Source organism: Pelomonas lactea (assembly GCF_043555885.1).
GTDB classification, from domain to species: Bacteria; Pseudomonadota; Gammaproteobacteria; order Burkholderiales; family Burkholderiaceae_C; genus Pelomonas; species Pelomonas lactea.
In genome coordinates, this window is record NZ_JBIGHX010000002.1 from 763,260 (window position 1) to 789,675 (window position 26,416).

The window sequence follows — 26,416 nt, forward strand, 5'->3', positions numbered from 1 at the left end:
TCCCCCAGGAGTTCATCCATGCTCACCGCCTACCGCCAACACACCGCCGAGCGCGCCGCCCTCGGCATTCCGCCCCTCGCGCTGGACGCCAAGCAAGTCGCCGAGCTGATCGAGCTGATCAAGAACCCGCCGGCGGGTGAGGACGCCTTCCTGCTGGACCTGCTGACGCACCGCGTGCCCCCGGGCGTGGACGACGCCGCCAAGGTCAAGGCCAGCTTCCTGGCCGCCGTCGCGCACGGCGACATCAAGGTGGGCCTCATTTCGAAGGCCAAGGCCACCGAGCTGCTGGGCACCATGGTGGGTGGCTACAACGTGCACCCGCTGATCGAGCTGCTGGACGACGCCGAAGTCGCCGGAGTCGCTGCCGAGGGCCTGAAGAAGACCCTGCTGATGTTCGACTACTTCAACGACGTCGCCACCAAGGCCAAGGCCGGCAACGCCAAGGCCAAGGAAGTGATGCAGTCGTGGGCCGACGCCGAGTGGTTCACGAGCCGCCCGGAAGTCGAGAAGAAGATCACCGTCACCGTCTTCAAGGTGCCCGGCGAAACGAACACCGACGACCTGTCGCCCGCCCCTGACGCCTGGAGCCGCCCGGACATCCCGCTGCACTACCTGGCGATGCTGAAGAACACCCGCCCCGACGCGGCCTTCAAGCCCGAGGAAGACGGCAAGCGCGGCCCGATGCAGTTCATCGAGGACCTGAAGAAGAAGGGCAACCTGGTCGCCTACGTCGGCGACGTGGTGGGCACCGGCTCCTCGCGCAAGTCCGCCACCAACTCGGTGATCTGGGCCACGGGCCAGGACATCCCCTTCGTGCCGAACAAGCGCTTCGGCGGCGTGACGCTGGGCGGCAAGATCGCTCCCATCTTCTTCAACACGCAGGAAGACTCCGGCTCGCTGCCGATCGAAGTCGACGTCAGCAAGCTGGAGATGGGCGACGTCGTCGACGTGCTGCCCTATGACGGCAAGCTCGTGAAGAACGGCGAGACCGTGGCCGAGTTCAAGCTCAAGAGCGATGTGCTGTTCGACGAAGTGCGCGCCGGCGGCCGCATCAACCTGATCATCGGCCGCAGCCTCACCGCCAAGGCCCGCGAGTTCCTGGGCCTGCCTGCCTCCACGCTGTTCCGCCTGCCGCAAGCGCCTGCCGCGTCCAACGCCGGCTTCACGCTGGCCCAGAAGATGGTCGGCCGTGCCGTCGGCCTGCCGGAAGGCCAGGGCGTGCGCCCGGGCACGTACTGCGAGCCCAAGATGACGACGGTCGGTTCGCAAGACACCACCGGCCCGATGACCCGCGACGAGCTGAAGGACCTGGCTTGCCTGGGCTTCTCGGCCGACCTGGTGATGCAGTCGTTCTGCCACACCGCTGCTTACCCCAAGCCGGTGGACGTGAAGACCCACCGCGAGCTGCCCGCCTTCATCTCCAACCGCGGCGGCGTGGCCCTGCGCCCGGGCGACGGCGTCATCCACAGCTGGCTGAACCGCCTGCTGCTGCCCGACACCGTCGGCACCGGCGGCGACTCGCACACCCGCTTCCCCATCGGCATTTCCTTCCCCGCCGGTTCGGGCCTGGTGGCCTTCGGTGCTGCCACCGGCGTGATGCCGCTGGACATGCCGGAATCGGTGCTGGTGCGCTTCAAGGGCGAGATGCAGCCCGGCGTCACCCTGCGTGACCTGGTGCATGCCATCCCGCTGTACGCCATCAAGGCCGGTCTGCTGACCGTCGCCAAGGCCGGCAAGAAGAACGTGTTCTCGGGCCGCATCCTGGAAATCGAAGGCCTGCCGGACCTGAAGGTGGAGCAAGCCTTCGAACTGTCTGACGCCTCCGCCGAGCGCTCGGCCGCCGGCTGCACGATCAAGCTGAACCCCGCTCCGATCAAGGAATACCTCACCAGCAACATCGTGCTGATGAAGAACATGATCAATGACGGCTACGCCGACGCGAAGACGCTGCAGCGCCGCATCGAGAAGGTCGAGGCCTGGCTGGCCAAGCCCGATCTGCTCGAAGCCGACAAGGACGCCGAGTACGCCGCCGTCATCGAGATCGACCTGGCCGACATCAAGGAGCCGATCGTCTGCTGCCCGAACGACCCGGACGACGCCAAGTTCCTGTCCGAAGTGGCCGGCACCAAGATCGATGAAGCCTTCATCGGCTCGTGCATGACCAACATCGGTCACTTCCGCGCCGCGGCCAAGCTGCTGGGCGGCCAGCGCGACATCCCCGTCAAGCTGTGGGTCGCCCCGCCGACCAAGATGGACCAGAGCGAGCTGATCAAGGAAGGCCACTACGCCGCCTTCGGCACCGCCGGTGCGCGCACCGAAATGCCGGGCTGCTCGCTGTGCATGGGCAACCAGGCTCAAGTGCGTGAAGGCGCCACCGTCATCTCCACCTCCACCCGCAACTTCCCGAACCGTCTGGGCAAGAACACCAACGTGTTCCTGGGCTCGGCCGAGCTGTCGGCCATCGCTTCGCGCCTGGGCCGCCTGCCGACCAAGGAGGAGTACCTGAAGGAGATGGGCGTGATCGACGCCGACAAGGCCAGCGTCTACCGCTACATGAACTTCGACCAGATCGAGGAATACGCGGAAGGCGCCAAGGCCAGCGCGCCGACCTGCTGAGCCCGAGCCGGCGCTCGCTGGCCCACACCCACCGCACCCGCCCGCCGCGCGCAAGCCCGGCGGGCTTTTCGTTGTCGCTGACCTCGCAGATCCCCGGCAAGCCCTGCCACCGACCGTGAACTCCGCACAGCGTCAACTTCGCCCCGTGGAGTGGCCGCTCTAGAAACACAGCGTCCACCCATCGGGCCGTTGCTTCGCTGTAAGAATTCGTATCACTCCGACCGACTGCGGCCGGGGCCAACCACTCCAGTTCTGTCCAGGGCAAGTCCGTGCGAAAGCCGGATACGCAAAGCCACCGGCCTGTCGGCAGCGCAAACGCGCCGCCCATGGCAGCGGAGCCGCCGGAACCTCTGCCTCGCCGGGCGAGGGCCCCCGTGCCCTGGGCAACCCACCGTTGCCTGCCCATGATCCACCTGCTGACCCGCTTCAAGATCGGCCCGCGCCTGGCCGCCAGCTTCTTCGCGCTGTTGCTCGCCATGGCGGCGCTGTGCGCCCTTGCCCTGACGGGCCTGCACGACCTGGCCGGCCAGCTGCGCTTCATCCGCGACGACCGCCTGCCCAAGGTGGAGCGCCTGGTCAACGTCGCCGACAACATCAACAAGATTGCACGCCAGACGCGCAACATCCTGCTGTACGACGATCTGCAGAAGCAGACCGGCTGGTTGGCCTCCATTGCCAAGGCCCGCGAGGACAACCAGCGCCTGTGGGCCGAGATCGTTCCCAACGTGCGCTCCGAGGAGGGCCGCCGGCTGCTGGCCCAGGCCCAGTTGCTGGGCGACAAGTTCGAGAGCGACCTGAACACCTTCCTGCTGCATATCCGCGCCGGCGAGATGGGCGAGGCCACCGAGCTGCTCGAACGCAGCCTGCGCGAGTCGCAGCTCGCCTACATGAAGCAGGTCGACGAGATCAAGACCCGCGAGATCGCTCGCATCGGCAAGACGGCCGACGATGCCGACACGCTGTACCAGCGCTCCCGGCTGCTGGTGCTGGCGGGCGGCGCCGCGCTGCTGGTGTTGGGCGGGCTGCTGTGCTGGGGCATCACGCGGTCCATCGTCGCGCCGCTGCGCCGCGCCGTGCGCGAGGCTCGCCGCATGGCCGCCGGCGACCTCAGCCAACCCGTTCGTGCGCGCGGCCGCGACGAGGCCGCCGACATGCTGGCTGCGCTGGGCGCCATGCAGCACGGCCTGCGCGACATCGTCGGCAGCGTGCGCGAAAGCGTGGCCTCGGTCGCCACGGCCAGCCAGCAGATCGCCCAGGGCAACCAGGACCTGAGCGCCCGCACCGAGGAGCAGGCCTCGTCGCTGCAGCAGACGGCCGCCAGCGTCGAGCAGATCAGCGGCAACGTGCGGACCGGCGCCGAACATGCCCACGAGGCCAACCAGCTGGCCGGCCAGGCGCGCGCGGTGGCTGAACGCGGCGGCGCGCTGGTGGAGCGCGCCGTCAGCCAGATCGACCGCCTGGAAGCCTCCAGCCGGCGCATCGCCGACATCATCGGCACCATCGACGGCATTGCCTTCCAAACCAACATCCTGGCGCTGAACGCAGCCGTGGAAGCCGCCCGTGCAGGCGAGCAGGGACGCGGCTTCGCCGTCGTGGCCGGCGAGGTGCGCACGCTGGCACAGCGCTGCGCCGAGGCCGCCCGCGAGATCAAGGGCCTGGTGCAGGGCTCGGTCGAGCAGGTGCAGGACAGCAGCGAGCTGGTGCGCGGCACCGGCGCCGTCATGGGCGAGATCGTCACCCAGGTGCAGCGCGTGTCGGCCATGGTGGGCCAGATCAGCCAGAGCTCGCGCGAGCAGGACCAGGGCATCGTCGAGATCCACCAGTCCATGGGCCAGCTCGACGACATGACCCAGCGCAACGCCGCGCTGGCCGAGGAGAGCACGGCCGCCGCCGAGAGCCTGCGCCTGCAGGCCGAGCAGCTGACCCGCGCCGTCGCCAGCTTCCGGCTGGACGCCTGAGCTTGACCGCCCCTTGCCCGAGGGGACGGCGCGCACGGGAGGTGGGCCGCTGAAATGAGAAAGGGCGCTGCGATGGCAGCGCCCTTTCTCTACGGGAAGAGGCTCAGGCCTTGATGTCCAGCAGCGCGCCGGTGGTGTTGAGCTGCGTCTGCAGCACCTTCAGGTTGGCGACGAAGGCATAGGACGCCGATTGCTGCTCGACCACCTCGTTGGCCGGGTTGATCTCGCGCTCGGGCACCTTGTCCACGTTCGTCGGCTCGACGCTGGGGCGGGACTGGTTGCCTGTCGCCAGGTTGGCGATGTTGGACGCCGACGCCCGCAGGCGCTCATTCGCGGCGGAGATGCCGGACAGGGCGGTGGACAGCGGGACGTTCATGGCATTTCAGCGGTTGAGCGCTCTGGCCGATACATCGGCAGCATCTGGCTGAACTTTAGAACATCCGGCGAAAAACCCCGCATTTCCGGGGCTCACCACGCGCGCGACCGTGAATTCAGCCCGCCAGCTCCTCGAAACCGCCCGCCGACACGAACACGCGCACACTGTCACCGCCAGCCGCCTTGGCCTCCGTGCAGGCCAGCGCGCCGGCGCCCAGCACAGCATCCACCGTGCCCAGCGTGGCGTGGATCTGCACGACGCCCAGCGACGCCTTCACGCGCGTGCGGTGCAAGCCCCAGCGCAGCCGGTAGGCTGCGACGGCGGCGCGGATCTTCTCGGCAATGATCTGCGCGTAGTGCTGGTCGCAGTCGGGCAGCAGGATGGCGAAATGGTCTTCCTCCAGCCTTGCGACGAGGTCGGACGCGCGCACCTTGCTGATCAGCATCTGGCCCAGGCCGTACAGGAAATGGTCACCCACCTCGGCGCCCATGTCCTTGACGACGTCGCCGAACTTGTCGACGTCCAGCCACAGCACCGATACCGGCTCGTTGCGCCGGCTGCCGACGTGCTCGGTCAGGCGGCGCTCGAACTCGCGGCGGTTGGCCAGCTCGGTGACGACATCATGCTTGGCCGTCCACGTGGGCTGCAGGCGCTGCGCGCGGGCGGTGGTCACGTCCTCGACGATCCACAGCGCCTCAGCCATCGGATGCTCCCAGTGCACCGGCGTGGCCTGCAGCCGGCCCCAGAAGCGGTGGCCGTCGCGCTTGACGTACTCGATCTCCTCGTCCAGCGGCCGGCCGGCGGCGAAGGCTGCCGCGGCGCGCTCATGCAGGGCCGTGTGGGCGAGGTCCGTGGTGTGGACGGTGCGGGTGCCCTGGCCGGTCAGGTCGGTGTCGTCACCGAAGCCGAACAGGTGGTTGAATTCCTCGCTGACGACCTCGAAGCGCTGGCCGGCAACGAAGGCGACGGCGGTGGGCGCCCGGACCAGCAGCGCGCGCAGGCGGGCGGCGGTGGAATCGTCGGCGGGGGCGGGTGCGGCGCTGCTCATGGAGTCTCCTGCATCGATCTTGTCGGCCCGACTATCGCAGGAGTCGCCGCTTTCGACCATGCTGCAGATCACGGTCTAGGGCGCGATCTGCTCCGCGTAGTCGTAGAGCGCCGACAGGATGGCCTCGCCACGCTCGTCGGCCGCCTCGCCCAACTGGTCGATGCGCTCCATGAAGGCCGCCAGCGTCTGCGCCCCACCCTCGCCCTCGTGCAGCCGCGCCGCGAGGTGGGCCTGCCAGCGCTCGGCCTCCTGCGGCGACAGGCTGGCGGGAAAGTTGCGCGCACGCCAGCGGAACACCAGCTCGTCCAGCCGCCCGTCCTGAAAGGCCAGCTTGCCCTGCGCCGCGCGCTCGGCAAGCTGCTCGGGCGACGTGGTTCGCACGCGGTTCAACGCACGGCGGTCCTCGTTGCCGATGAAGCCGCCGTAGAGGTCTTCGTCGACGTCGGCAGCCTCGAACGGCTCGCGCTGGAAGACGTCGGCCCACAGCCCGTCCAGCAGCCGGCCCTTCTCCGCCAGCAGCCGGGCGTGGGCCAGCTGCGCCTCGGTGTCGTGACCCCAGCGCTGGGCCATCGCCGGGCTGAGCGTCTTCAGGTTGCCGATGACGATGGGACTCTTGTTGACGTGGATGGTCTTGATGGGCAGGCGCGTGACGCCCTCCGGCAGCGCCTCCTGCTTCGTGAACATGCGCTCGCGGATGGCGGCGGCGTTCAGCGTCAACAGCTCGGTGGGGTCAGCCGCGCAGTCCCACACGATGAGCTCGTTCTTGTTGGTCGGGTGCGGCGCCAGCGGCCACACCAGCGCGATGCAGCCGCGCTCCGGGCCGTACATGCCGGACACATGCAGAAAGGGCTTGCCCACGCCGATCTCGTCCCATACCGCCTGCTTGGTGCGCAGCTTGACGCAGAACTCCCACAGCTTGGGCTGAGCCTGCCGCAGCTTGCGCGCCAGCGCCACGGTGGCGCGTACGTCGGACAGCGCATCGTGCGCCGCCTCGTGGGCCACGCCGTTGGCCACGGTCAGGTGCTCCAGCTTGAAGCTGGGGCGGCCGTCCTCGTGCTTGGGCCACTCCATGCCGTCGGGCCGCAGCGCATAGGCGCAGCGGACAACGTCCAGCAGGTCCCAGCGGCCGCAGCCGTTCTGCCACTCGCGGGCATAGGGATCGATGAGGTTGCGCCAGAACAGGTGGCGCGTGACTTCGTCGTCGAAACGGATGGAGTTGTAGCCCACGCCCACGGTGCCGGGCAGCGCCAGCACGGTCTCGATGGCCGCGGCGAACTCGTGCTCGGGCACGCCCTGCTGCAGGCATTGCTGCGGCAGGATGCCGGTGAGCAGGCAGGACTCGGGGTCGGGCAGGTAGTCGGGCGCCGGCTGGCAGAACAGCATCAGCGGCTCGCCGATCTCGTTGAGCTCGGCGTCGGTGCGCAGGCCGGCGAACTGGGCCGGGCGGTCGCGCCGCGGCACGCGGCCGAAGGTCTCGTAGTCGTGCCAGAAGAAGGTCAGGTCGCTCATGCCGGCACGATAGCCGATGCCCGTTCAGCGTCAGAGCATGCCGAACTCGATGCGCATCACGTATTGCATGGCACAGGGCTTGCCGCCGCAGACGGCCGGCTTGAACGGCGTGCGCGCCAGCACGCTGGCAGCGAAGCGCGAGAAATCGGCGTCCACCTTGCCGTAGGTCTGCGCATGCTGGACCTTGCCGGCACTGTCCACGTCCACGACGATGGCCAGCTTGCCCTTCGGAAAGCCGCGCTCCGCGCCGATGTGCAGCGTCGTCATCACGGGCAGCAGGCCATCGGCCGGGAACGGTGGCTCGTCGTCCTCGGGCATGCCCTCGTAGTTGGCGCGCACGACAGCCTTCTCGTTGGCGTCCAGCTCGGCGTAGCGCCGATTCAGCGGCAGGCCCGAGCTCGTCATCGCGGCGCGGCCGAAACGGGTGCCCGTCTCCTCGACGCGCAGCTCGAACTGCTTGCGTGGCAAGTCGGCCGCAGCGACACCCTGCATGCAGGCGGCAAACAGACAGGCGGCCAACACGCGGCCCGGATGGATTGGCATGGACAGACTCCCTGGGGGTTTTCTGGGGCTTTCTGGGGCTTTCTGGCTAACGGCACCAACGATAGCACCCGGTCTGCCGCTACCGTGCGGGCACGCTCAGCGTTTTCTGACGACGACGCTGCCGATGGAATAGCCCGCGCCGAACGAGCAGATGACGCCCGCATCGCCGGCCTTCAGGTCACCACGGTGGTGGTGGAAGGCGATGATGGAGCCGGCCGATGCGGTGTTGGCGTACTCGTCCAGGATCAGCGGAGCGATCTCGCTGCCGGCATCGGCGCCGACAAGCTTCTTGATGACCAGCTGGTTCATGCCCTGGTTGGCCTGGTGCAGCCAGTAGCGGCTCACCTGCGTGGGCTCCAGGCCCAGCTTGCCCAGGTGGGCCTCGATGTGCGCGGCAGCCATGGGCACCACTTCCTTGAAAACCTTGCGGCCCTCTTGATAGAAGGTCAGGTCGCGGGCGTTGGGGTCGCGGTCTTCGGCGCGGTTCATGAAGCCGAAGTTGTTGCGGATGTTGCTGCTGAACTGTGTGGCCAACTGCGTACCGAGGATCTCCCACTGGTCCGCGCCGGTCGCGGTGTCGGCGCGCTCGACGATGAGCGCGGTGCAGACGTCGCCGAAGATGAAGTGGCAGTCACGATCGCGCCATTCCAGGTGGGCCGACGTGATCTCGGGGTTCACGACCAGCACGCACTTGCTCGCGCCTGAACGCACCGCATTGAAGGCCTGCTCCAGCGCGAAGGTGGCCGACGAGCAGGCCACGTTCATGTCGAAGCCGTAGCCGCCCGCGCCCAGCGCCTGCTGGATCTCGACGGCCATGGCCGGGTAGGCGCGCTGCATGTTGGCGCTGGAACAGAGCACGGCGTCGACGTCGGCGCCGGTCTTGCCGGCCTGCTCAAGCGCCTGGCGCGCCGCATCGACGGCGATCTCGGCCATCAGCGAGATCTCGTCGTCGCCACGCGGCGTGAAACGCGGGTACATGCGGGCCGGGTCCAGCACGCCGTCCTTCTCGATGACGTAGCGCTGCTTGATGCCGGAGGCCTTCTCGATGAACTCGACACTGGAATGCGTCAGCGGCTGGCGCTCGCCGGCAGCGATTGCCGCGGCATGCAGCGCGTTCTGCTGGTCGGCGTAGGCGTTGAAGGCCTCGACCAGTTCTGCATTGGTGATCACATGCGGCGGGCGGTACAGGCCGGTGCCGCTGATGACGACGGGCGGGAATGAAGCTTGCATGGAAGAGGTCGCCCTGCTGATGTACGAAGCCTGCAATTTTATCGAGCCATTCTGGTGCCCTCCCTAGGCACTAGCCTGGGATCCATGCACGAAGACAGCATCCTCCCTCTTGACGACTCGCTGCGCCTGACGCTGCACAACGAGGTGCATGCCCGCCCGCCGGCGCGCATCCGGCTGCCGGCGGTCATCATCCACATTGCCGTGCTGAACGACGGCGTCAGCCGCGCCGACGAGCACGCGCACCTGCGGCGCCTGCCGGGCCAGCACGAGCTGCCCGAGGAGGCGCTGGCCGCCAACTTCCTGCGCCTGCGCTGCGGCGATTTCTCGCTGAAGTGGGAGCGCCACGCCGAGTTCACGCGCTACGCCGCCGTGCAGCCGCTGCCGGCCGACGCGGAGCCCGGCGCGCAGACGCTGGACGCCCTGCCCCTGCGTGTGGCGCCCGAGTGGCTGGGGCGCATCCCGGGGCGCACCATCGCGGCCATCAAGCTGGTCATGATCGAGCGGCCGCTGACCTGCGCCCCAAGCGCGCTGGCCGAGGCACAGGCCTGGTTCGGCGCCCATGCCGTCGTCGCGTCGACGATGGGCGGGCATTCGCTGGTGGTGACCGACTTCCGGCTGCACGCCAGCGGCTTCGAGCACATGGTGGTGCTGGCCGAGCCCGGCACGCCCGAGACGCGCGCCGGCCGCATCTGCCAGCGGCTGCTGGAGCTGGAGACCTACCGGCTGATGGCGCTGCGCGGGCTGCCCGCGGCCAAGGCGCTGAGCGGCACGCTGGCCGACGTGGAGGCGACGCTGGCGGCCATCACCGCGCGGCTGCAGGCGCACGGTGCGTCGGAGGCCGAGCTGCTGGACGACCTGATCTCGACGGCCGCCCGCGTGGAGCATGCGACGGCCGCGCACCAGTACCGCTTCGGCGCCACGCAGGCCTACCACGCCATCGTCGAGACGCGGCTGGCGGAGCTGCACGAGGGCAAGGTGGCCGGCACGCAGACGCTGGGCGAGTTCATGCAGCGGCGGCTGTCACCGGCCATTGCCACCGTCAGCGCCACGGCGCAGCGGCTGGCCGGCCTGTCGCAGCGCATCACGCGCGCCAGCGCGCTGCTGCGCACGCGGGTGGACATCGCCACCGAGGCGCAGAACCAGCAGTTGCTGGCCCAGCTCAACAACGGCCAGCGCACGCAGCTGCGCATGCAGGCCACCGTGGAGGGGCTGTCCATCGCGGCGATCACCTACTACGTCGTCAGCCTGCTGCTGTACTTCTTCAAGGCGCTGAAGGCCGAGGGCTGGCTGCCGTTCAGCCCGGAGCTGGCGGCCGGCGCGGCCATTCCCCTTGTGCTGCTGGCCGTGTGGCAGACGACGCGGCGCATCCACCGCAAGTTCTTCAGCCACCCCTGACGGTGACGACCTCCAGGCCCGGCACGCGCAGCGCGTCCAGCCGGGCGGTGTCGGCCTGCGGCGTGACCAGCAGCGTGGACAGCGCCGACAGCGGCGCCACGCGATAGGGCGACACCTTGCCCAGCTTGTCGCTGCTGGCCATCAGTACCGTCTCGGCGCTGCTGGCCATCAGCAGCGCCTTGACCTGTGCCTCCTCGGCGTCGCCGGTGGACAGGCCGAACTCCGCATCGACACCGGTCACGCCGAGGAAGTAGCCATCGGCCCGCAGCGCCTGGATGGCCTGCGCCACGCCCGCCCCCACCGCCACGCCGGAGTGCTTGAACAAGCGCCCGCCCAGCATCAGCACCTCCACCGTCGGGTGCTCGATGAGCGCCGCGGCGATGACCGGGCTGTGCGTCGCGATGGTGGCGCGCAGCGTGGGCGGCAGCTGCTGCACCATGGCCAGCGTGCTGGTGCCACCGTCGACGAACACGAGCTGGCCGTCAGCGACCAGCGACGCCGCATGCCGGCCCAGCGCCTGCTTCTCGTCGACGGCGATGGTGCTGCGCCGCGCCAGGTTGGCCAGCGCCGGCGACACCGGCAGCGCACCGCCATGCACGCGCTGCAAGGCGCCGCGCAAGGCCAACTCGCGCAGGTCGCGGCGGATGGTGTCCTCCGACACCGCCAGCCGCTCGGCCAGCTCACGCGCCAGCACGCGGCCGTGGCGTTGCAGGTCGTCCAGGATGGCGAGGTGGCGTTGTTCGGTCAGCATCTGTGGGCTTGCATGGTTTTGCGTTATTTTGCATCATTGAAATTCAATTCAGGAATTTTCATGCAAACACAGACTGAAACACGCATCGCCGACCTGCCGCTGGACCAGCGGGTGCGCGTGCGGGAGGTGAAGCTGCTATCCGACAACTGGTACACGCTGAAGACCACGCGCTTCGACTTCCTGCGCAGCAGCGGCGAATGGCAGACGCAGCACCGCGAGACCTATGACCGCGGCAACGGCGCCTGCATCCTGCTGTACCAGCGCGCGCGCCGCCGTGTGCTGCTGACGCGGCAGTTCCGCTACCCCGTGTTCGTGAACGGCTGGCAGCAGCTGATGACCGAGGCCGTGGCCGGGCTGCTGGACGAGGCCGATCCGGTCAGCTGCATCCGCGCCGAGGCCGAGCAGGAGGCCGGCGTGCGGGTGCGCCAGCCGCAGCCACTGTTTGAGGCCTACATGAGCCCCGGCTCGGTGACGGAGAAGCTGCACTTCTTCGCCGCCGAGTACGAGGACGCCGACCTCGTCGGCGACGGCGGCGGGCTGGTCGACGAGGGCGAGGACATCGCCCGCGTCGAGATCGGCTTCGACGACGCGATGCGCCAGGTCGAGGCCGGCGAGATCGTCGACGCCAAGACCGTGCTGCTGCTGCGCTGGGCCGAGCGGCATGTGTTCGGGCCCGCGCCCCAGGCAGGCCCGCTGCTGGTGCTCATCGCCGGCCCCTACCGCAGCGGCACCGGCGACCGCGACGACCTGATCGCCGCCAACGTGCAGGCCATGCAGGACGCTGCCGTGCAGGTGGCCGCGGCGGGCCATGTGCCGGTGCTGGGCGAATGGGTCACGCTGCCGCTCATTGAGGCGCAGGGCGGCCGGCGCGGCGACGCCGTCTGGGACCGCGTGTTCCACCCGCACGCCCAGGCGCTGCTGGAACGCTGCGACCTGCTGCTGCGCATCGGCGGCGACTCGGCCGGCGCCGATGCGATGGTCCAGGCGGCCCTCGCCCGCGGCCTGACGGTCATTCACGGCCTCGACGCGCTTGTCGCGCGGCCTGCGTAGAATCAATCACCGGGCCCAAATTTTGTCTTCGGCCCGGCGCGTCGCGCCTTAACTTCGCCAGCGAAGTTAGCCTGCGACGCGACGGCCTCCCCGGCCGTCGAGGGCGCCCGCCCTCTTGCCGAAGCAAGTCAAGCGCTCGCAGCCCAGGTCGCGCACTGCTGAACGCGCGCCGATTGATGCGAACTTGAACCATGGAAATCTTCGACTACGACAACATCCTGCTGCTGCCGCGCAAGTGCCGCGTGGAGAGCCGCTCGGCCTGCGACACCTCGGTGCAGTTCGGCCCGCACCGCTTCAAGCTGCCGGTCGTGCCGGCCAACATGAAGACCGTGCTGGACGAGCCCCTCACCGAGATGCTGGCCCGCGAAGGCTACTTCTACGTGATGCACCGTTTCGACCTGGACAGCCTGGCCTACGCCCGGTCCATGCGCGACAAGGGGCTGATCGTCAGCTTGAGCGTCGGCGTGAAGCCGGCCGACTTCGAGCTGGTCGACCAGCTCGCCGCCGAGGGACTGGGCGCCGACTACCTGACCATCGACATCGCCCACGGCCATGCCGAGAGCGTGCAGCGCATGATTGCCCACATCAAGCACAAGCTGCCCGACACCTTCGTCATCGCCGGCAACGTTGGCACGCCGGAGGGCGTCATCGACCTGGAGAACTGGGGCGCCGACGCGACCAAGGTGGGTGTCGGCCCCGGCAAGGTCTGCATCACGCGGCTGAAGACCGGCTTCGGCACGGGTGGCTGGCAGTTGTCGGCGCTGAAATGGTGTGCCCGCGTGGCCACCAAGCCCATCGTGGCCGACGGGGGCATCCGCCACCACGGCGACATCGCCAAGAGCATCCGCTTCGGCGCCAGCATGGTCATGATCGGCTCGCTGTTCGCCGGCCACGAGGAATCGCCCGGCAAGACGGTCGAGGTCGACGGCAAGCTGTTCAAGGAGTACTACGGCTCGGCGAGCGACTTCAACAAGGGCGAGTACCGTCACGTGGAAGGCAAGCGCATCCTGGAGCCGGTCAAGGGCAGGTTCGCCGACACGCTGCGCGAGATGCAGGAAGACCTGCAGAGCTCCATCTCGTATGCCGGCGGCACGCAGCTGGCCGACCTGAAGAAGGTGAACTACGTGATCCTGGGTGGTGAAAATGCAGGCGAACATTTGTTCATGTGATCGTCTGCCGAAGGCAGGCGAGCATCGCGCGCGCAGCGCGAGACCTGCATTTCGGCGTCGCCAAAACGCCGGCGAGCATCTGTTCATGTGAGGCCGGGCATGGACTTCGCCACCTACCGCCGGCATGACGCGACCGCGCTGGCAGCCGAAGTGGCGGCCGGGCGCGTGACGGGCGGGCAACTGCTGGACCTGGCGCTCGCCCGGCTGGCCGAAGTCCAACCTGCACTCAACCCGGTCTGCCGGCTGATGGAGGCCGAGGCGCGCGCCCAGCTCGCGCGCGGCGTCGGCCCCGGCCCGCTGGCCGGCGTGCCGCTGCTCATCAAGGACGTCGCCGAGGACTATGCCGGCGTGCCCACCAGCTGGGGCAGCCGCGCGCTGGCCCGCGGGCCGGCGCCGCGCGAGCACGCGCACGCCGTGCGCCGGCTGCTGGACGCCGGCCTCGTCATCTTCGGCAAGACCAACGCGCCCGAGCTGGGGCTCAAGGGCGTCACCGACCCGCTGGCCTTCGGCCGCAGCAGCAACCCGTGGGACGCGACCCGCACGCCCGGCGGCAGCAGCGGCGGCTCGGCCGCGGCCGTGGCGGCCGGCGTCGTGCCGATGGCGGCGGGCAACGACGGTGGCGGGTCTATCCGCATCCCGGCGGCCTGCTGCGGCCTCGTCGGCCTGAAGCCGTCGCGCGGCCGCATCTCGGTGGGCCCGGGCGCGGGCGAGGTGTGGTTCGGCGCCTGCAGCGAGGGCGTCATCTCGCGCAGCGTGCGCGACACGGCGCTGGCGCTGGATGTGCTGAGCGGCCCCGAGCCCGGCGACGCCGTCGCCCTGCCCCTGCCCGCCACGCGTTTCGTGGACGCGCTGGACGCGCCGCCGCGCCGGCTGCGCATCGCGTGGTGCGCCGATTCGCCCATCGGCGAGCCGGTGCACGACGAGGCACGGCTGGCCGTCGAACGAACGGTCGCCCTGTTGAAAGGGCTGGGGCACACGGTCGAACCCGCGCGCCCCGATCTGGACGGCCGCGCGCTGGCCAACAGCTATCTGCACATCTACTTCGGCCAGGTGCCGGCGATGCTGGCGCGCACCGTGGCGCAAGGCGGCCGCGAGGCCGACTTCGAGCCGTTGACGCGCCTCATCGCCACGCTGGGCCGCGCCACCAGCGCCGCGCAGCTGACGACCGAGCTGCTGCGCTGGAACGACTACGCCCGCGCGCTGGGGGCGCTGCATGCGCGCTACGACGTCTACCTGACGCCCACGCTCGCGTCCCCGCCTGTGCCGCACGGCACCGGCGACACGCCGCCGGCCCAGCTGGCCGTGCTGAACCTGCTGCGCGCGTCAGGCCTGCTGGGGCTGCTGAAGCGGCTGGGGCTGCTGGACGGCGTGGTGCGCCAGATGGCCACCGACAGCCTGCGCCACGTGCCGTTCACGCAGCTGGCCAACCTGACCGGCACGCCGGCCATCTCGCTGCCGCTGCACTGGACCAGCGACGGCCTGCCGCTGGGCGTGCAGTTCAACGCCGCGCCGGGCAGCGATGGCCTGCTGCTGCAGCTGGCCGCCGAGCTGGAGGCCGCGCAGCCCTGGTTTGAGCGCGTGGCGCCTAGCTGAAGCGCACGGACGCCTCGAAGCCGGGCTCCACGTTGCGCAGCTCCAGCCGGCCGCCATGCGCCTCGGCCACGAGGCGGCACAGGCACAGCCCCAGGCCCACGCCGCCCTCCTGGCGCGTGCGGGCCACGTCCGGCCGGTAGAACGGCTGGCCCAGCTGCGGCAGCGACTCGGGCGGCACGCCGGGGCCGAAGTCGCGCACCGTCACGCGCACGCCCTCGCCGTCGCGGGCCAGGCTCAGCTGCACGTCGCCACGCGCCGCATCGTTGTGGCGCAACGCGTTCTGCACGAGGTTGCGCAGGCACAGGCCCACGCGCAAACGGTCCAGTTGCAGCGTCGGCAGGTCGGGCGCTATGTGCAGCGCCACGCCGGGCTGCGCATGCTCCTGCACGAGCGCCGTCAGGTCCACATCCGACAGCTGCAGCGCGCGGTGCCCGCTGCCCAGCCGCTCGCTCTCCAGCAGCGCGGAGATGAGGTCGCGCATCTGCGCCAGCTCGTCCAGCAGCGCGTCGCGCGAGGCGCCCTCGCCCACCAGCTCGGCATGCAGCCGCGCCCGCGTCAGCGGGCTGCGCAGCTCGTGACTGATGGCCAGCAGCAGCGCTCGCTTGCCGTCCAGCATGGCCTGGATGTCGGCGGCCATCTGGTTGAAGCGCATCGCGAGGTCGCCGATCTCATCGCCATGGATGACCGGCACGCGGTGCGAGAACTCGCCGCGCCGGAACGCCTCGGCCCCCAGGGCCAGCGCATGCAGCGGCTGCACCATGTGACGGATCATGCCGAAGGCCAGCCCCGTGACCAGCAGCAGCGCCGGAGCTGCCCACAGCAACCCGTAGGCACTGCCCTCGGAACACCACAGGATGATGCTGCTGGCGAAGGCCAGCACGATGAACACGGCGATGAGCCGCGCCCCCAGCGAATGCTTGAAATGCCGGTGATGTCGATGCCAGCGCTGGTGCCAGCGGTGGCGCACGCGCCAGCGGTACTCCCAGTCGCGGCTCATGCGCTGCAGCCGCTTGGCCTTCTTGCGCTGCCAGCGCTCACGCCAGCGGTGGTCATAGGGGTGGTGTCTCACGTGGCAGAAGCTATGAATGAGCCCGGTGCAACCGCGCAGGCCGTCGCAGCGTCGCCGATCAAGGCGCAAAGCGGAGCCTTAGCGAGACTACGACGAGCATTGGCAACGCCGAGTGGCGACGTTGCGGCGGGATGAGCGGGCGTGCGGGGCTCGTTCATAGCTTCTCAGGCAGGGCGAAGCAGTAGCCGGCGTTGCGCAGCGTCTTCAATGCAGCCAGCGGCTCCAGCTTGCGGCGCAGGCGGCTGACGAGGATGTCCACGGCGCGCGTGAACAGCTCGGCCTCCTGGCCGCGCAGCCGGTTCAGGATGTCGTCGCGCGAGAACACGCGGCCGGGCTCGCGGGCCAGCATCAGCAGCAATTCGTACTCGGTACCGGTCAGCTCGACGAGGCCCGTCGCGCAGCGCACTTCGCGTCGCGTCGTGTCGATCTCCAGGCCGTCGAAACACAGCTTGCCGGTGGACGGCGGCTGCGCGGGCACGGCCGGCGGCGCAAGGCGCGTGCGGCGCAGGATGGTCTGCAGCCGCGCGGCCAGCTCGCGCGGCTCGAAGGGCTTGGGCAGGTAGTCGTCGGCGCCCAGCTCCAGGCCCACGACGCGGTCGGTCAGGTCGCCGCGCGCGGTCAGCATCAGCACGGGGATGTCGCGCCACGCATCGCTGCCGCCGCGCAGCCGCTTGCAGAACTCGAAGCCGTCCATCTCGGGCAGCATGCCGTCGAGGATCAGCGCGTCGAAGCGCTCGGTGGCCAGCCGCGCCAGTGCCGCGCTGGGGCGCGTGACGGCCTCCAGCTGCAGGTCGAAGCGGGCGAGGTATTGCGTCAGCGGGCCGGCCAGGGCCTCATCGTCGTCGATCAGCAGCAGTCGATGCATGGGCCGGATTATTTGGGCACCGCGCGCACCAGCGTGATCGCATGCTCGGGGCAGGCAATGACGCAGTGCCCGCAGGCCTCGCAGGCCGCCGCGTTGGGCGTGAAGGCCTGCTCCCAGCCATGCGCCATGCCGCGCAAGCGGCCGAACAGGCTCAGCCCCTGGCGGTCCTCCGGCGGCAGCTTGCCGAGGGTGAACACGTTGAAGGGGCAGACCGCCAGGCAGTCGCCCTTGCCCTCGCAGCGGTTGCGGTCGATGTGCGGCATGAAGCGGCCGCGCGGCTGGGTGCCACAGTGCGCATCCATCACGCGTCGCCTCGCGAGTGACGGTTCAGGCGGCGCATCATGAAGCGCAGCACCTGCTGCTGCTCGGCATCCAGCGAGTCGAAGAACTCGGCGAACGCCGTGATGACGCCAGGCCCGGCGGCGCGCAGCGCGTCCAGCTTGGCATCGAACAGCTGCTGCGCGGGGCCGCGGGCGAACTGCTGCTCGGCGAACAGATTGGCCAGTTCGGGCCCGCCGACCAGGCTCTTCAGTGCGTCGCGCTGCTGCTGGAGCTGTTCGAGCCAACTGGCGAAGCGGCGCTGCTGGCCGTCGTCCAGGTCCAGCTTGGCGCCGACTCGGGCCAGCAGCAGATGGGCGAAACCATCAGCAGCGCGGCCGAAAGCATGGCCATGACGGCCGTGGCCAAAGTGGTGACGAAATTCGTGGTGCGCGTGCCAGCGTCGAAAGAAGTTCATGGCGTGTTCCGGGGGCGCTCGAGGCCCGTGGTGAGGATGGCGCTCATGGTTCCCGCTGCGGCGCCGCGGTGCATCTCGGCGCGGTATCGCCGGGTTTCGTTTTGTTTCGCCCCACGCGGCCAGCCGCCGCCCCGGCACCGGCGCACCGCCAGCCCAGGGGCCGCCCCTACAATCGCGGACCCCCGAAAAGCCCTCTTTTCGCCCCAGCTTCACAGCGGGCGACGCCGCGATGACCGAACTTGCCAAGTCCTTCGAACCCGCCGCCCTGGAAGCCCATTGGGGCCCCAAGTGGGAAGCCGCCGGCCTCTATGCGCCGACGCTGGACCCGGCCAAGCCCTCCTTCAGCATCCAGCTGCCGCCGCCCAATGTGACCGGCACGCTGCACATGGGCCACGCCTTCAACCAGACGGTGATGGACTCGCTGACGCGCTACCACCGCATGAAGGGTGACAACACGCTGTGGGTGCCAGGCACTGACCACGCCGGCATCGCCACGCAGATCGTCGTCGAGCGCCAGCTGCAGGCCGCCGGCCAGAGCCGCCACGACCTGGGCCGCAAGAACTTCGTTGCCCGCGTGTGGGACTGGAAGCAGGAGTCCGGCAACACCATCACCAGCCAGATGCGCCGCCTGGGCGACTCGGTGAGCTGGGGCCACGAGTACTTCACGATGGACGAGAAGCTCTCGACCGTCGTCGTCGAGACCTTCGTGCGCCTGTTCGAGGAAGGCCTGATCTACCGCGGCAAGCGCCTGGTCAGCTGGGACCCGATCCTGCAGTCCGCCGTGTCGGACCTGGAAGTGGCGTCCGAAGAGGAAGACGGCTCGCTGTGGCACATCCGCTACCCGCTGGCGGACGGCTCGGGCTCGCTGGTCGTCGCGACGACCCGCCCGGAAACGATGCTGGGCGACGTGGCCGTCATGGTCCACCCCGAGGACGAACGCTACGCCGCGCTGATCGGCAAGCTCGTCAAGCTGCCGCTGACGGACCGCGAGATCCCGGTCATCGCGGACGACTACGTGGACCGCGAGTTCGGCACCGGCGTCGTCAAGGTCACGCCAGCGCATGACACCAACGACTACGCCGTCGGCCAGCGTCACAAGCTGCCGATGATCTCGGTGCTGGACCTGCAGGCACGGATCAACGACAACGCCCCCGAGGCCTACCGCGGGCTGGACCGTTTCGTCGCCCGCAAGAAGATCGTGGCCGACCTGGAGCGCTTAAGCCTGCTGGTCGAGATCAAGAAGCACAAGCTGCAGGTGCCGCGCTGCGAGCGCACCGGCCAGGTCATCGAGCCCATGCTGACCGACCAGTGGTTCGTCGCCGTCACCAAGCCCGGTGCCGATGGCAAGAGCATCGCCGACAAGGCCATCGCGGCCGTCGACACCGGCGCGGTGAAGTTCCACCCCGAGCAGTGGGTCAACACCTACAACCACTGGATGGGCAACCTCCAGGACTGGTGCATCTCGCGCCAGCTGTGGTGGGGCCACCAGATCCCGGCCTGGTATGGCACGGGCGGCGAGCTGTTCGTCGCGCGCAGCGAGGACGAGGCCCGCGCCAAGGCCGCCGCCGCCGGCTACACCGGCGAGCTCACCCGCGACCCGGACGTGCTGGACACCTGGTACTCGTCGGCACTGGTGCCCTTCTCCACGCTGGGCTGGCCCGAGAAGACGCTGGAGCAGGAGCTGTTCCTGCCGTCGTCGGTGCTCGTGACGGGCTACGACATCATCTTCTTCTGGGTTGCCCGGATGATCATGATGACGACGCACTTCACCGGCAAGGTGCCGTTCAAGGACGTCTACATCCACGGCCTGGTGCGCGACTCGCAGGGCCAGAAGATGAGCAAGTCCGAGGGCAACGTGCTGGACCCGGTCGACCTCATCCAGGGCTGCGACCTGGAGACGCTGACGGCCAAGTCGACGGTGGGCCTGCGCAAGCCGGAAACGGCACCCAAGGTGGCCGCCCGCGTGAAGAAGGAATTCCCCGACGGCATGCCGGCCTACGGCGCCGACGCGCTGCGCTTCACGATGGCCAGCTACGCCAGCCTGGGCCGCAACATCAACTTCGACACCAAGCGCTGCGAGGGCTACCGCAACTTCTGCAACAAGCTCTGGAACGCCACGCGCTTCGTGCTGATGAACACCGAGGGCCAGGACTGCGGCCTCGTGCACGCCGAGGGCGGCTGCCCGCCCGGCTACAACAACTTCTCGCAGGCCGACCGCTGGATCACCAACGAGCTGCAGCGCGTCGAAGCGGCGGTGGCCCAGGGCTTCGCCGAGTACCGCCTCGACAACGTCGCCAACGCCGTCTACAGCTTCGTCTGGGACGAGTACTGCGACTGGTACCTGGAGATCGCCAAGGTACAGATCCAGACCGGTGACGAAGCCCAGCAGCGCGCCACGCGCCGCACGCTGATCCGCGTGCTGGAAACCACGCTGCGCCTGCTGCACCCGATCGCGCCCTTCATCACGGAGGAGCTGTGGCAGACCGTGGCGCCGGTCGCCGGCCGCAAGACGGTGGACTACATCGGCCAGGCGCCCTACCCCGTCGCCCAGCCCGAGCGCATCGACCCGGCCGCCGATGCGTGGATCGCCCAGCTGAAGGAAGTCGTCGGCACGACGCGCAGCCTGCGCAGCGAGATGGCGCTGAGCCCCGCCGAGCGCGTGCCGCTGCTGGTGGGCGGTGACCTGTCCTTCCTGTCCGAAGCCGCCGCCGTGCTGAAGGTACTGGCCAAGCTCAGCGCCGTCGAGCTGATCTCAGACGACGCCGAGTTCGCGGGTCTGAGCGCCACGGCGCCCGTGCTGCTGCACGGCGCGGCCAAGCTGGCGCTGAAGGTGGAGATCGACGTCGAAGCGGAGCGTGCCCGCCTGACCAAGGAAGCCACGCGCCTGGAAGGCGAGATCACCAAGGCCGAGGCCAAGCTCGGCAACGAGAGCTTCGTCGCCCGCGCTCCGGCCGCCGTCGTCGAGCAGGAGCGCGCCCGCGTGGCCGGCTTCAAGGAGACCGTGGCCCGCCTGCGCGAGCAGCTGGCCCGCCTGCCTCAGTAATAGATCGCCGCCTTGGCCGGCGGCTTCGCGCTGCCCGAGCGCGGCGCCAGCAGTTCGTCGATGCCGCGCGCCACGGCCCACGCGGCGCGCACGCGCGACTCGCGCGTCGTGCCCGCCAGCCGCGGCGTGACCTGCAGCTGGCCCAGGCCGTGCAGCGGCCGGCCCGACTCCAGCCAGCCCGGCTCCAGGCTGTCGAACCAGGCCGCCTTCAGCCGGCCGCTGCGCAGCGCCATGGCAAGCGCACCCTCGTGCACGATGCCCGACTGGCTCAGGCACACCAGCACCTGGCCCGGCCGTGTGGCCTCCAGTTGGCGCTCGCCGACCAGGCCACGGTAGCGGTCGTAGTACGGCACCAGCAGCACCAAACCGTCGGCCTCTTCCATCAGGGTGCCCAAGCCCACGGCCTCCACGCCCCAGCGCGCCCAGGTCGCGTCGCTGGGATGAACGGCGGGGTCATAGCCGATGACGCGCGTGCCGAAGGCCTGCAGCAGTTGCGTCAGCACCTGGGTGGCCGGCGTCATGCCGAGCACGCCCACTGTGGAGCAGCCCAGCTCGCGTCCCACCTTCAGGCCGTCGCTGCCCTCCACCGGCACGCGGCGCAGCAGGCTCAGCAGCGCGCCGATGGCGAACTCGGCTTCGGCGCTGGCGGTGGACGCCTGCGAGCGCACCACGTCAACGCCGGCGCGGCGGCAGGCTTCCATGTCGATGTTGTCGGCGCCGCCGCTGGCCCGGCCGATGGCGCGCAGCTGCGGCGCGGCGCGCAGCACGTCGGCATCGACGCGCACATCGGGCGGCGCCACCAGCGCGCGCGCATCCTGCAGCGCTTCCAGCAGCCCCTCAAAATCGCCCACCAGCTCGGGTGCGAAGCGCGCGTCATGCCGCTCGCCCAGCCATTGCACGACATCCGCTTCCAGCGGCTCCAGGATCAGGACGGTCATTGTTCTTTGTGCCCAACTCAAGGGGCAAAACCGTCACATGCCGCGTGACAAAATCTTCCCGCCCTTGTCCAACCCAGTTTACCCATGGCCTCCTCGCCCCGTTCGCCGATCACCAAAGCCATCTTCCCGGTCGCCGGGCTGGGCACCCGCTTCCTGCCCGCCACCAAGGCCCAACCCAAGGAGATGCTGCCGGTCGTCGACAAGCCGCTGATCCAGTACGCGGTCGAGGAAGCCTACGAGGCCGGCGTGCGCGAGATGATCTTCGTCACCGGCCGCCACAAGCGCCCCATCGAAGACCATTTCGACATGACCTTCGAGCTGGAGGTGGCGCTGGAGAACGCCGGCAAGCAGGAGCTGCTGGACGTCGTGCGCAGCGTCAAGCCCAACGACATGGAATGCATCTACGTGCGCCAGGCGCAGGCACTGGGCCTGGGCCACGCCGTGCTGTGCGGGCAGCGCCTGGTGGGCAACGAGCCCTTCGCCGTGCTGCTGGCCGACGACCTGATGGTGGGTCCGCAGCCCGGCCGCGGCATCCTGAAGCAGATGGTGGAGCAGTTCGCCGACTGGCGCGCGTCCATCCTGGCCGTGCAGGAAGTGCCGGCCGAGCACACGCGCCGCTACGGCATCGTGGCCGGCACGCAAGTCAACGACAACCTCGTCGACGTGAACCGCATCGTCGAGAAGCCCGCGCCGGAAGACGCGCCGTCGCGCCTGGGCGTGGCCGGCCGCTACATCCTGACGCCCGGCGTCTTCCACGAAATCGCCAACCAGCCGCGCGGCGTGGGCGGCGAGATTCAGCTGACCGACGGCATCGCCGGGCTGCTGCGCCGCGAGAAGGTGTTCGCCTACCGCTACGAAGGCAAGCGCTACGACTGCGGCAGCAAGGAAGGCTTCCTGCAGGCCAACGTCGAACTCGCGCTGGCCCACGCCCAGCTGGGCCCGGGCTTCAAGGAATTCCTGCAGGGCCTCGATCTCTGAGGCTGTGCGGGCCGGCCCGCTCGGGCGCAGGCCCTAAGCGGATGCGTCCGCCGATCAACGACGCCGCAGGATGTGGATGAATTCCGAGCCTGCGGTTTCCTGCTGAACCAGTTCATTGCCCGTCTGGCGCGCAAAGGCCTGGAAGTCGCGCATGGAGCCGGGGTCGGTCGCGACGACCTTCAGCAGCTCGCCGCTGTGCATTTCGGCCAGCGCCTTCTTGGCCTTCAGGATGGGCAGCGGGCAGTTCAGGCCCCGGGTGTCGATCTCGCGTTGAACGTCCATGGTGCTCATTCTCGCTTGAGGTCCATCCACTGCGGCTCGATGCCCTTGGACCGCAGCCAGGTCGCCAGCGCCTGGCCCGTGCCCTGCGGCCAGCACAGCACCTGCTCCGGCGCAATCAGCTTGTACTCCGCCAGTTCGGGCGACAGCCGGATCTCGCCGCGAGCCGCCGCGTGATAGGCAATGATGATTTGGTTCATGCGCTGGAAGTCCCAGACGCCCAGCAGCGCCAGGCGGTCGACCTGCAGCGCCGTCTCTTCGGCGATCTCGCGGCGGATGCCCTCCTCGGGCGTCTCGCCAGCCTCCATGAAGCCGGTGATGAGCCCGAAGAAACGCCCCGGCCACGCGGCATTGCGCGCCAGCAAGACCTGACCGTCGCGGTCAACGCATTCGATGACGGCCGCCAGCACCGGCGTCGGGTTGTTCCAGTGCGTCCAGCCGCAGGCCGGGCAGCGCAGCCGCGTCTTGTCGCCGCCGTCCTCGGCCAGCGTGATCGCCGCCAGCGGCGTCGCGCAGTCGGGACAATAGGTGGGCACCTTCACGCCGGAAACACGCCCGTCGACAGGTAGCGGTCCCCGCGGTCGCAGACGACGAAGGCGATGGTCGCGTTCTCGACCTGCTTGGCGATCTGCAGCGCCACCCAGCAGGCGCCTGCGGCCGAGATGCCGGCGAACAGACCTTCCTCGCGGGCCAGGCGCCGGGCCATGTCCTCGGCGTCGGCCTGGCTCACCAGCACCAGTTCGTCCACGCCAGCCGGGTCGTAGATCTTGGGCAGGTAGGCCTCGGGCCACTTGCGGATGCCGGGGATGCGCGAGCCCTCGGCCGGCTGCGCGCCGACGATGCGCACGGCCGCGTTCTTCTCCTTCAGGAAGCGCGACGTGCCGGTGATGGTGCCGGTCGTGCCCATCGCGCTGACGAAGTGCGTGATGCGCCCGCCCGTGTCGGCCCACAGCTCGGGGCCGGTGGTCTCGTAGTGCACGCGCGGGTTGTCGGCGTTGGCAAACTGGTCCAGCACGCGGCCCTTGCCTTCGCGGGCCATCTGCTCGGCCAGGTCGCGGGCGTACTCCATGCCGCCGGTCTTGGGCGTCAGGATGAGTTCGGCACCAAACGCCTTCATCGTCTGCGCGCGCTCGATGGACAGGTCCTCCGGCATGATCAGCACCATGCGGTAGCCACGGATGGCGGCGGCCATCGCCAGCGCGATGCCGGTGTTGCCGGACGTGGCCTCGATCAGCGTGTCGCCGGGCTTGATCTCGCCGCGCTCCTCGGCGCGCCGGATCATGCTGATGGCCGGGCGGTCCTTCACGGAGCCGGCCGGGTTGTTGCCCTCCAGCTTGGCCAGGATCACGTTGCCGCGGGCATCGGCGCCGGGCAGGCGCTGCAGGCGCACGAGCGGCGTCTTGCCGATGACGTCTTCGAGGGTCGGATAGTTCATGGCGACCGATTGTGCAGCGGCCTCGAAACCCGAGCCTTGCCGAGTGCATAATGCGACCCCTCGCTGCAAAGGCGAGAAGCTGTTTCCGACGGGCCTCGGTGGCGAAATCGGTAGACGCAGGGGACTCAAAATCCCCCGCCGCAAGGTGTGCCGGTTCGAGTCCGGCCCGAGGCACCACACGAAACAGCTGCCAGAAACCGCTGGCATACACTCAACTGGTAAGCATCGCCCGCTGCGATGCAGGCGCCCGCCACGGGCCACAGTCCGCCGCCCATGCCCCCGCTGCCCTCGGTCACCAAAGCCTTCATCCTGGCGTGTGTCGGTGTCTTCTGCTTCTTCGAGCTCTTCCCATTCCTGGCACCCTGGTTTGAGTTGTGGCCGCTGACGTCGGGCGTCTTCATGCCCTGGCAGCTGCTGACCTATGCCTTGCTGCACGGCAGCTTCACCCATCTGCTGTTCAACATGCTGGGCCTGTGGATGTTTGGCGGTGAGCTGGAGCGGGTGTGGGGCGCCAGGCGCTACACGCAGATCCTTGTGGCCAGTGCGCTGACGGCCGCGCTGGTGCAACTGCTGTTCACGTGGTTCATGGGCACTCGCGCGCCCACCGTCGGTGCATCGGGCGCCATCTTCGGGCTGCTGCTGTCCTTCGGCATGCTGTTCCCGAACCGCATCATCGTGCCGCTGATCCCGCCCATCCCGATGAAGGCCAAGTACTTCGTCGCGATCTTCGGTGGGCTGGAGCTCATCCTCGGCGCACGGCTGTTCGACCTGGGCCCGCCCAACGTCGCCCATTTCGCCCACCTGGGCGGCATGCTGGGCGCGTGGCTGCTGATCCGCCACTGGCGCTCGTCGCGCCGCCGTTAAAGACCGTCGGCCGGCGTCGGGTAGCGCAGCGCCAGGCGCAGTTCGCGCTTGAGCCGGCCGTTGGCGATGCGGCGTGACTCGCTCCAGAAGCTCAGCGCCATCGGCCCCAGGCGCTCGGCCGCTTCCGTGCGCGTGATGCGCGCGGGGCGCGGCAGGCCCGCCAGGTCGGCGGCGAGGTCGAAGTAGTCGCCCATCAGCAACTGGCTGTCGTCGCAGATGTTGACGGCGCGCTGCGCCCGGCCGCGCAGCAGCGCCAGCACGCAGGCGCGGGCCAGGTCGTCGGCATGGATGTGGTTGGTGAACACATCGTCCTCGCGCCGCAGCACCGGCGTGCCGCGCGCCAGCCGCTCGCGCGGGTGGCCGCCCTCGCGGTCGGGCGCGTAGATGCCAGGGATGCGCAGCAGGCTCACGCGCGTGCCGTGGCGGCGGCCGAAGGCGCGCAGTTGCGCCTCGGCATCGACGCGACGGGCGGCGCGGTCCGTCATCGGGTCCAGCGCCCGCGTCTCGTCAATGAGCGCGCCGCCGCAGTCGCCATAGACGCCCGTGGTGCTGCCGTACACCAGCACCCGCGGCGGGCGGCGCGCCAGCGCGGCGAGCAGGTGCCGGGTGCGTTCGTCGGTGTGGCCGTCGCGCGCGGGGGGTGCCAGGTGCAGCACGCAGTCGGCCAGCCCGGCCAGCCGGCCCAGCGTGGCGGGGTCGTCCAGGTTGCCGAGCAGCGGCACGACGCCCGCCGCCCGCAGGCTGCCGGCGCGGGCCGGGCTGGACGTCAGCGCCGCCACGTGCCAGCGGCCGGCCAGATGTTTGACGACGCGCAGGCCCACGTCGCCGCAGCCAATGATGAGGAGTCGGGAGGTCATGTCAGCGGTGCCCGGCCGCCCGAAACCGCTGACGCGCCCCCTCGGGGGGCAGCAAACGGCGTGAGCGTGGGGGTCATGTCATGGGTCGGGCAAAATGGCGGGCAGTCTACGGCC

Annotated in this window: 23 protein-coding genes, 1 tRNA gene, 1 pseudogene and 1 riboswitch; of the genes and pseudogenes, 10 read left to right on the top strand and 15 right to left on the bottom strand. The window is 69.5% G+C overall.

What is annotated here, in order from left to right:
- Positions 1-18: 18 nt before the first annotated feature.
- Positions 19-2,616 (top strand): bifunctional aconitate hydratase 2/2-methylisocitrate dehydratase, encoded by a 2,598-nt coding sequence (gene acnB, locus ACG04Q_RS07720; protein WP_394510309.1) that lies wholly within the window; start codon positions 19-21, stop codon positions 2,614-2,616.
- Between the two features lie 250 nt (positions 2,617-2,866).
- Positions 2,867-2,962, top strand: a riboswitch (cyclic di-GMP riboswitch).
- A gap of 58 nt (positions 2,963-3,020) precedes the next feature.
- Positions 3,021-4,574 carry a methyl-accepting chemotaxis protein gene (locus ACG04Q_RS07725; RefSeq protein ID WP_394510310.1) on the top strand — a complete coding sequence of 518 codons (1,554 nt, stop codon included), beginning with the start codon at positions 3,021-3,023 and terminating at the stop codon, positions 4,572-4,574.
- A 103-nt stretch (positions 4,575-4,677) separates the two neighbouring features.
- Here ACG04Q_RS07725 and ACG04Q_RS07730 read toward each other — a convergent pair whose 3' ends face one another.
- From ACG04Q_RS07730 to ACG04Q_RS07750, 5 genes are all read right to left on the bottom strand, one after another.
- A complete protein-coding gene (locus ACG04Q_RS07730; RefSeq protein WP_394510311.1) occupies positions 4,678-4,950 on the bottom strand; it encodes a flagellar basal body rod protein FlgC in 273 nt (90 codons plus the stop codon).
- Positions 4,951-5,065: 115 nt separating this feature from the next.
- On the bottom strand, positions 5,066-5,998 hold the full coding sequence (locus tag ACG04Q_RS07735; RefSeq protein WP_394510312.1) for a GGDEF domain-containing protein: 933 nt from the start codon (positions 5,996-5,998) through the stop codon (positions 5,066-5,068).
- Positions 5,999-6,073: 75 nt separating this feature from the next.
- Positions 6,074-7,507 carry an exodeoxyribonuclease I gene (gene sbcB / locus ACG04Q_RS07740; protein ID WP_394510313.1) on the bottom strand — a complete coding sequence of 478 codons (1,434 nt, stop codon included), beginning with the start codon at positions 7,505-7,507 and terminating at the stop codon, positions 6,074-6,076.
- A gap of 30 nt (positions 7,508-7,537) precedes the next feature.
- A complete protein-coding gene (locus ACG04Q_RS07745; RefSeq protein ID WP_394510314.1) occupies positions 7,538-8,050 on the bottom strand; it encodes a hypothetical protein in 513 nt (170 codons plus the stop codon).
- Between the two features lie 96 nt (positions 8,051-8,146).
- Positions 8,147-9,280: a beta-ketoacyl-ACP synthase III gene (locus ACG04Q_RS07750; protein WP_394510315.1), complete on the bottom strand. Its 1,134-nt coding sequence runs from the start codon at positions 9,278-9,280 to the stop codon at positions 8,147-8,149.
- An 84-nt stretch (positions 9,281-9,364) separates the two neighbouring features.
- Here ACG04Q_RS07750 and ACG04Q_RS07755 point away from each other — a divergent pair, with 84 nt between their 5' ends.
- Complete coding sequence (locus tag ACG04Q_RS07755) at positions 9,365-10,675, top strand: DUF3422 family protein (RefSeq protein WP_394510316.1); 1,311 nt, start codon at positions 9,365-9,367, stop codon at positions 10,673-10,675.
- Here the strand turns inward: ACG04Q_RS07755 and ACG04Q_RS07760 are convergent.
- The gene (locus tag ACG04Q_RS07760; RefSeq protein WP_394510317.1) at positions 10,662-11,426 is read right to left on the bottom strand and encodes a DeoR/GlpR family DNA-binding transcription regulator; all 765 of its coding nucleotides are present in this window, start codon (positions 11,424-11,426) and stop codon (positions 10,662-10,664) included. The two genes, ACG04Q_RS07755 and ACG04Q_RS07760, sit on opposite strands and share 14 nt — an antisense overlap.
- 60 nt (positions 11,427-11,486) lie before the next feature.
- On the opposite strand from ACG04Q_RS07760, the pseudogene ACG04Q_RS07765 reads away from it, so the two are divergent.
- From ACG04Q_RS07765 to ACG04Q_RS07775, 3 genes and pseudogenes are all read left to right on the top strand, one after another.
- Positions 11,487-12,089, top strand: a pseudogene (locus tag ACG04Q_RS07765) (NUDIX domain-containing protein); the annotation flags it as partial.
- 578 nt (positions 12,090-12,667) lie between these two features.
- Positions 12,668-13,645 carry a GMP reductase gene (locus tag ACG04Q_RS07770; protein ID WP_394510318.1) on the top strand — a complete coding sequence of 326 codons (978 nt, stop codon included), beginning with the start codon at positions 12,668-12,670 and terminating at the stop codon, positions 13,643-13,645.
- 99 nt (positions 13,646-13,744) lie between these two features.
- Positions 13,745-15,238 carry an amidase gene (locus ACG04Q_RS07775; protein ID WP_394510319.1) on the top strand — a complete coding sequence of 498 codons (1,494 nt, stop codon included), beginning with the start codon at positions 13,745-13,747 and terminating at the stop codon, positions 15,236-15,238.
- Here the strand turns inward: ACG04Q_RS07775 and ACG04Q_RS07780 are convergent.
- The 4 genes from ACG04Q_RS07780 to ACG04Q_RS07795 all read right to left on the bottom strand — a co-directional run bounded on the left by ACG04Q_RS07780 (position 15,231) and on the right by ACG04Q_RS07795 (position 17,908).
- Positions 15,231-16,307, bottom strand: a complete 1,077-nt coding sequence (locus tag ACG04Q_RS07780; protein ID WP_394510320.1) for a HAMP domain-containing sensor histidine kinase — start codon at positions 16,305-16,307, stop codon at positions 15,231-15,233. The two genes, ACG04Q_RS07775 and ACG04Q_RS07780, sit on opposite strands and share 8 nt — an antisense overlap.
- Positions 16,308-16,461: 154 nt before the next feature.
- The gene (locus ACG04Q_RS07785) at positions 16,462-17,172 is read right to left on the bottom strand and encodes a response regulator transcription factor (RefSeq protein ID WP_394510321.1); all 711 of its coding nucleotides are present in this window, start codon (positions 17,170-17,172) and stop codon (positions 16,462-16,464) included.
- Positions 17,173-17,180: 8 nt separating this feature from the next.
- Positions 17,181-17,474: an ATP-binding protein gene (locus tag ACG04Q_RS07790; RefSeq protein ID WP_394510322.1), complete on the bottom strand. Its 294-nt coding sequence runs from the start codon at positions 17,472-17,474 to the stop codon at positions 17,181-17,183.
- Positions 17,474-17,908, bottom strand: coding sequence for a hypothetical protein (locus tag ACG04Q_RS07795; protein WP_394510323.1), 435 nt, complete (start codon positions 17,906-17,908; stop codon positions 17,474-17,476). The genes ACG04Q_RS07790 and ACG04Q_RS07795 overlap by 1 nt, the downstream gene beginning before the upstream one ends.
- 229 nt (positions 17,909-18,137) lie before the next feature.
- On the opposite strand from ACG04Q_RS07795, the gene ACG04Q_RS07800 reads away from it, so the two are divergent.
- On the top strand, positions 18,138-20,951 hold the full coding sequence (locus tag ACG04Q_RS07800) for a valine--tRNA ligase (protein WP_394510324.1): 2,814 nt from the start codon (positions 18,138-18,140) through the stop codon (positions 20,949-20,951).
- On the opposite strand, the gene ACG04Q_RS07805 is transcribed toward ACG04Q_RS07800, so the two are convergent.
- Positions 20,945-21,889, bottom strand: coding sequence for an NAD(P)-dependent oxidoreductase (locus ACG04Q_RS07805; RefSeq protein ID WP_394510325.1), 945 nt, complete (start codon positions 21,887-21,889; stop codon positions 20,945-20,947). The two genes, ACG04Q_RS07800 and ACG04Q_RS07805, sit on opposite strands and share 7 nt — an antisense overlap.
- An 84-nt stretch (positions 21,890-21,973) precedes the next feature.
- Here ACG04Q_RS07805 and galU point away from each other — a divergent pair, with 84 nt between their 5' ends.
- Positions 21,974-22,867, top strand: a complete 894-nt coding sequence (gene galU / locus ACG04Q_RS07810; RefSeq protein ID WP_394510326.1) for a UTP--glucose-1-phosphate uridylyltransferase GalU — start codon at positions 21,974-21,976, stop codon at positions 22,865-22,867.
- A gap of 54 nt (positions 22,868-22,921) precedes the next feature.
- Here the strand turns inward: galU and ACG04Q_RS07815 are convergent, their stop codons facing one another.
- Genes ACG04Q_RS07815 through cysM form a run of 3 tightly spaced genes read right to left on the bottom strand, consistent with a single transcriptional unit; the run spans position 22,922 to position 24,581 of the window.
- Positions 22,922-23,149: a sulfurtransferase TusA family protein gene (locus ACG04Q_RS07815; RefSeq protein ID WP_394510327.1), complete on the bottom strand. Its 228-nt coding sequence runs from the start codon at positions 23,147-23,149 to the stop codon at positions 22,922-22,924.
- A gap of 5 nt (positions 23,150-23,154) precedes the next feature.
- Positions 23,155-23,682, bottom strand: coding sequence for an NUDIX domain-containing protein (locus ACG04Q_RS07820; RefSeq protein ID WP_394510328.1), 528 nt, complete (start codon positions 23,680-23,682; stop codon positions 23,155-23,157).
- A 2-nt stretch (positions 23,683-23,684) separates the two neighbouring features.
- On the bottom strand, positions 23,685-24,581 hold the full coding sequence (gene cysM / locus ACG04Q_RS07825) for a cysteine synthase CysM (protein ID WP_394510329.1): 897 nt from the start codon (positions 24,579-24,581) through the stop codon (positions 23,685-23,687).
- Between the two features lie 92 nt (positions 24,582-24,673).
- Here cysM and ACG04Q_RS07830 point away from each other — a divergent pair.
- Positions 24,674-24,758: transfer RNA gene (locus tag ACG04Q_RS07830), tRNA-Leu, on the top strand.
- Positions 24,759-24,854: 96 nt separating this feature from the next.
- Entirely contained in the window at positions 24,855-25,445 is a 591-nt protein-coding gene (locus ACG04Q_RS07835; RefSeq protein ID WP_394510330.1) for a rhomboid family intramembrane serine protease, read from the top strand.
- Here the strand turns inward: ACG04Q_RS07835 and ACG04Q_RS07840 are convergent.
- The gene (locus tag ACG04Q_RS07840; RefSeq protein WP_394510331.1) at positions 25,442-26,302 is read right to left on the bottom strand and encodes an SDR family oxidoreductase; all 861 of its coding nucleotides are present in this window, start codon (positions 26,300-26,302) and stop codon (positions 25,442-25,444) included. The two genes, ACG04Q_RS07835 and ACG04Q_RS07840, sit on opposite strands and share 4 nt — an antisense overlap.
- Positions 26,303-26,416: the final 114 nt, after the last annotated feature.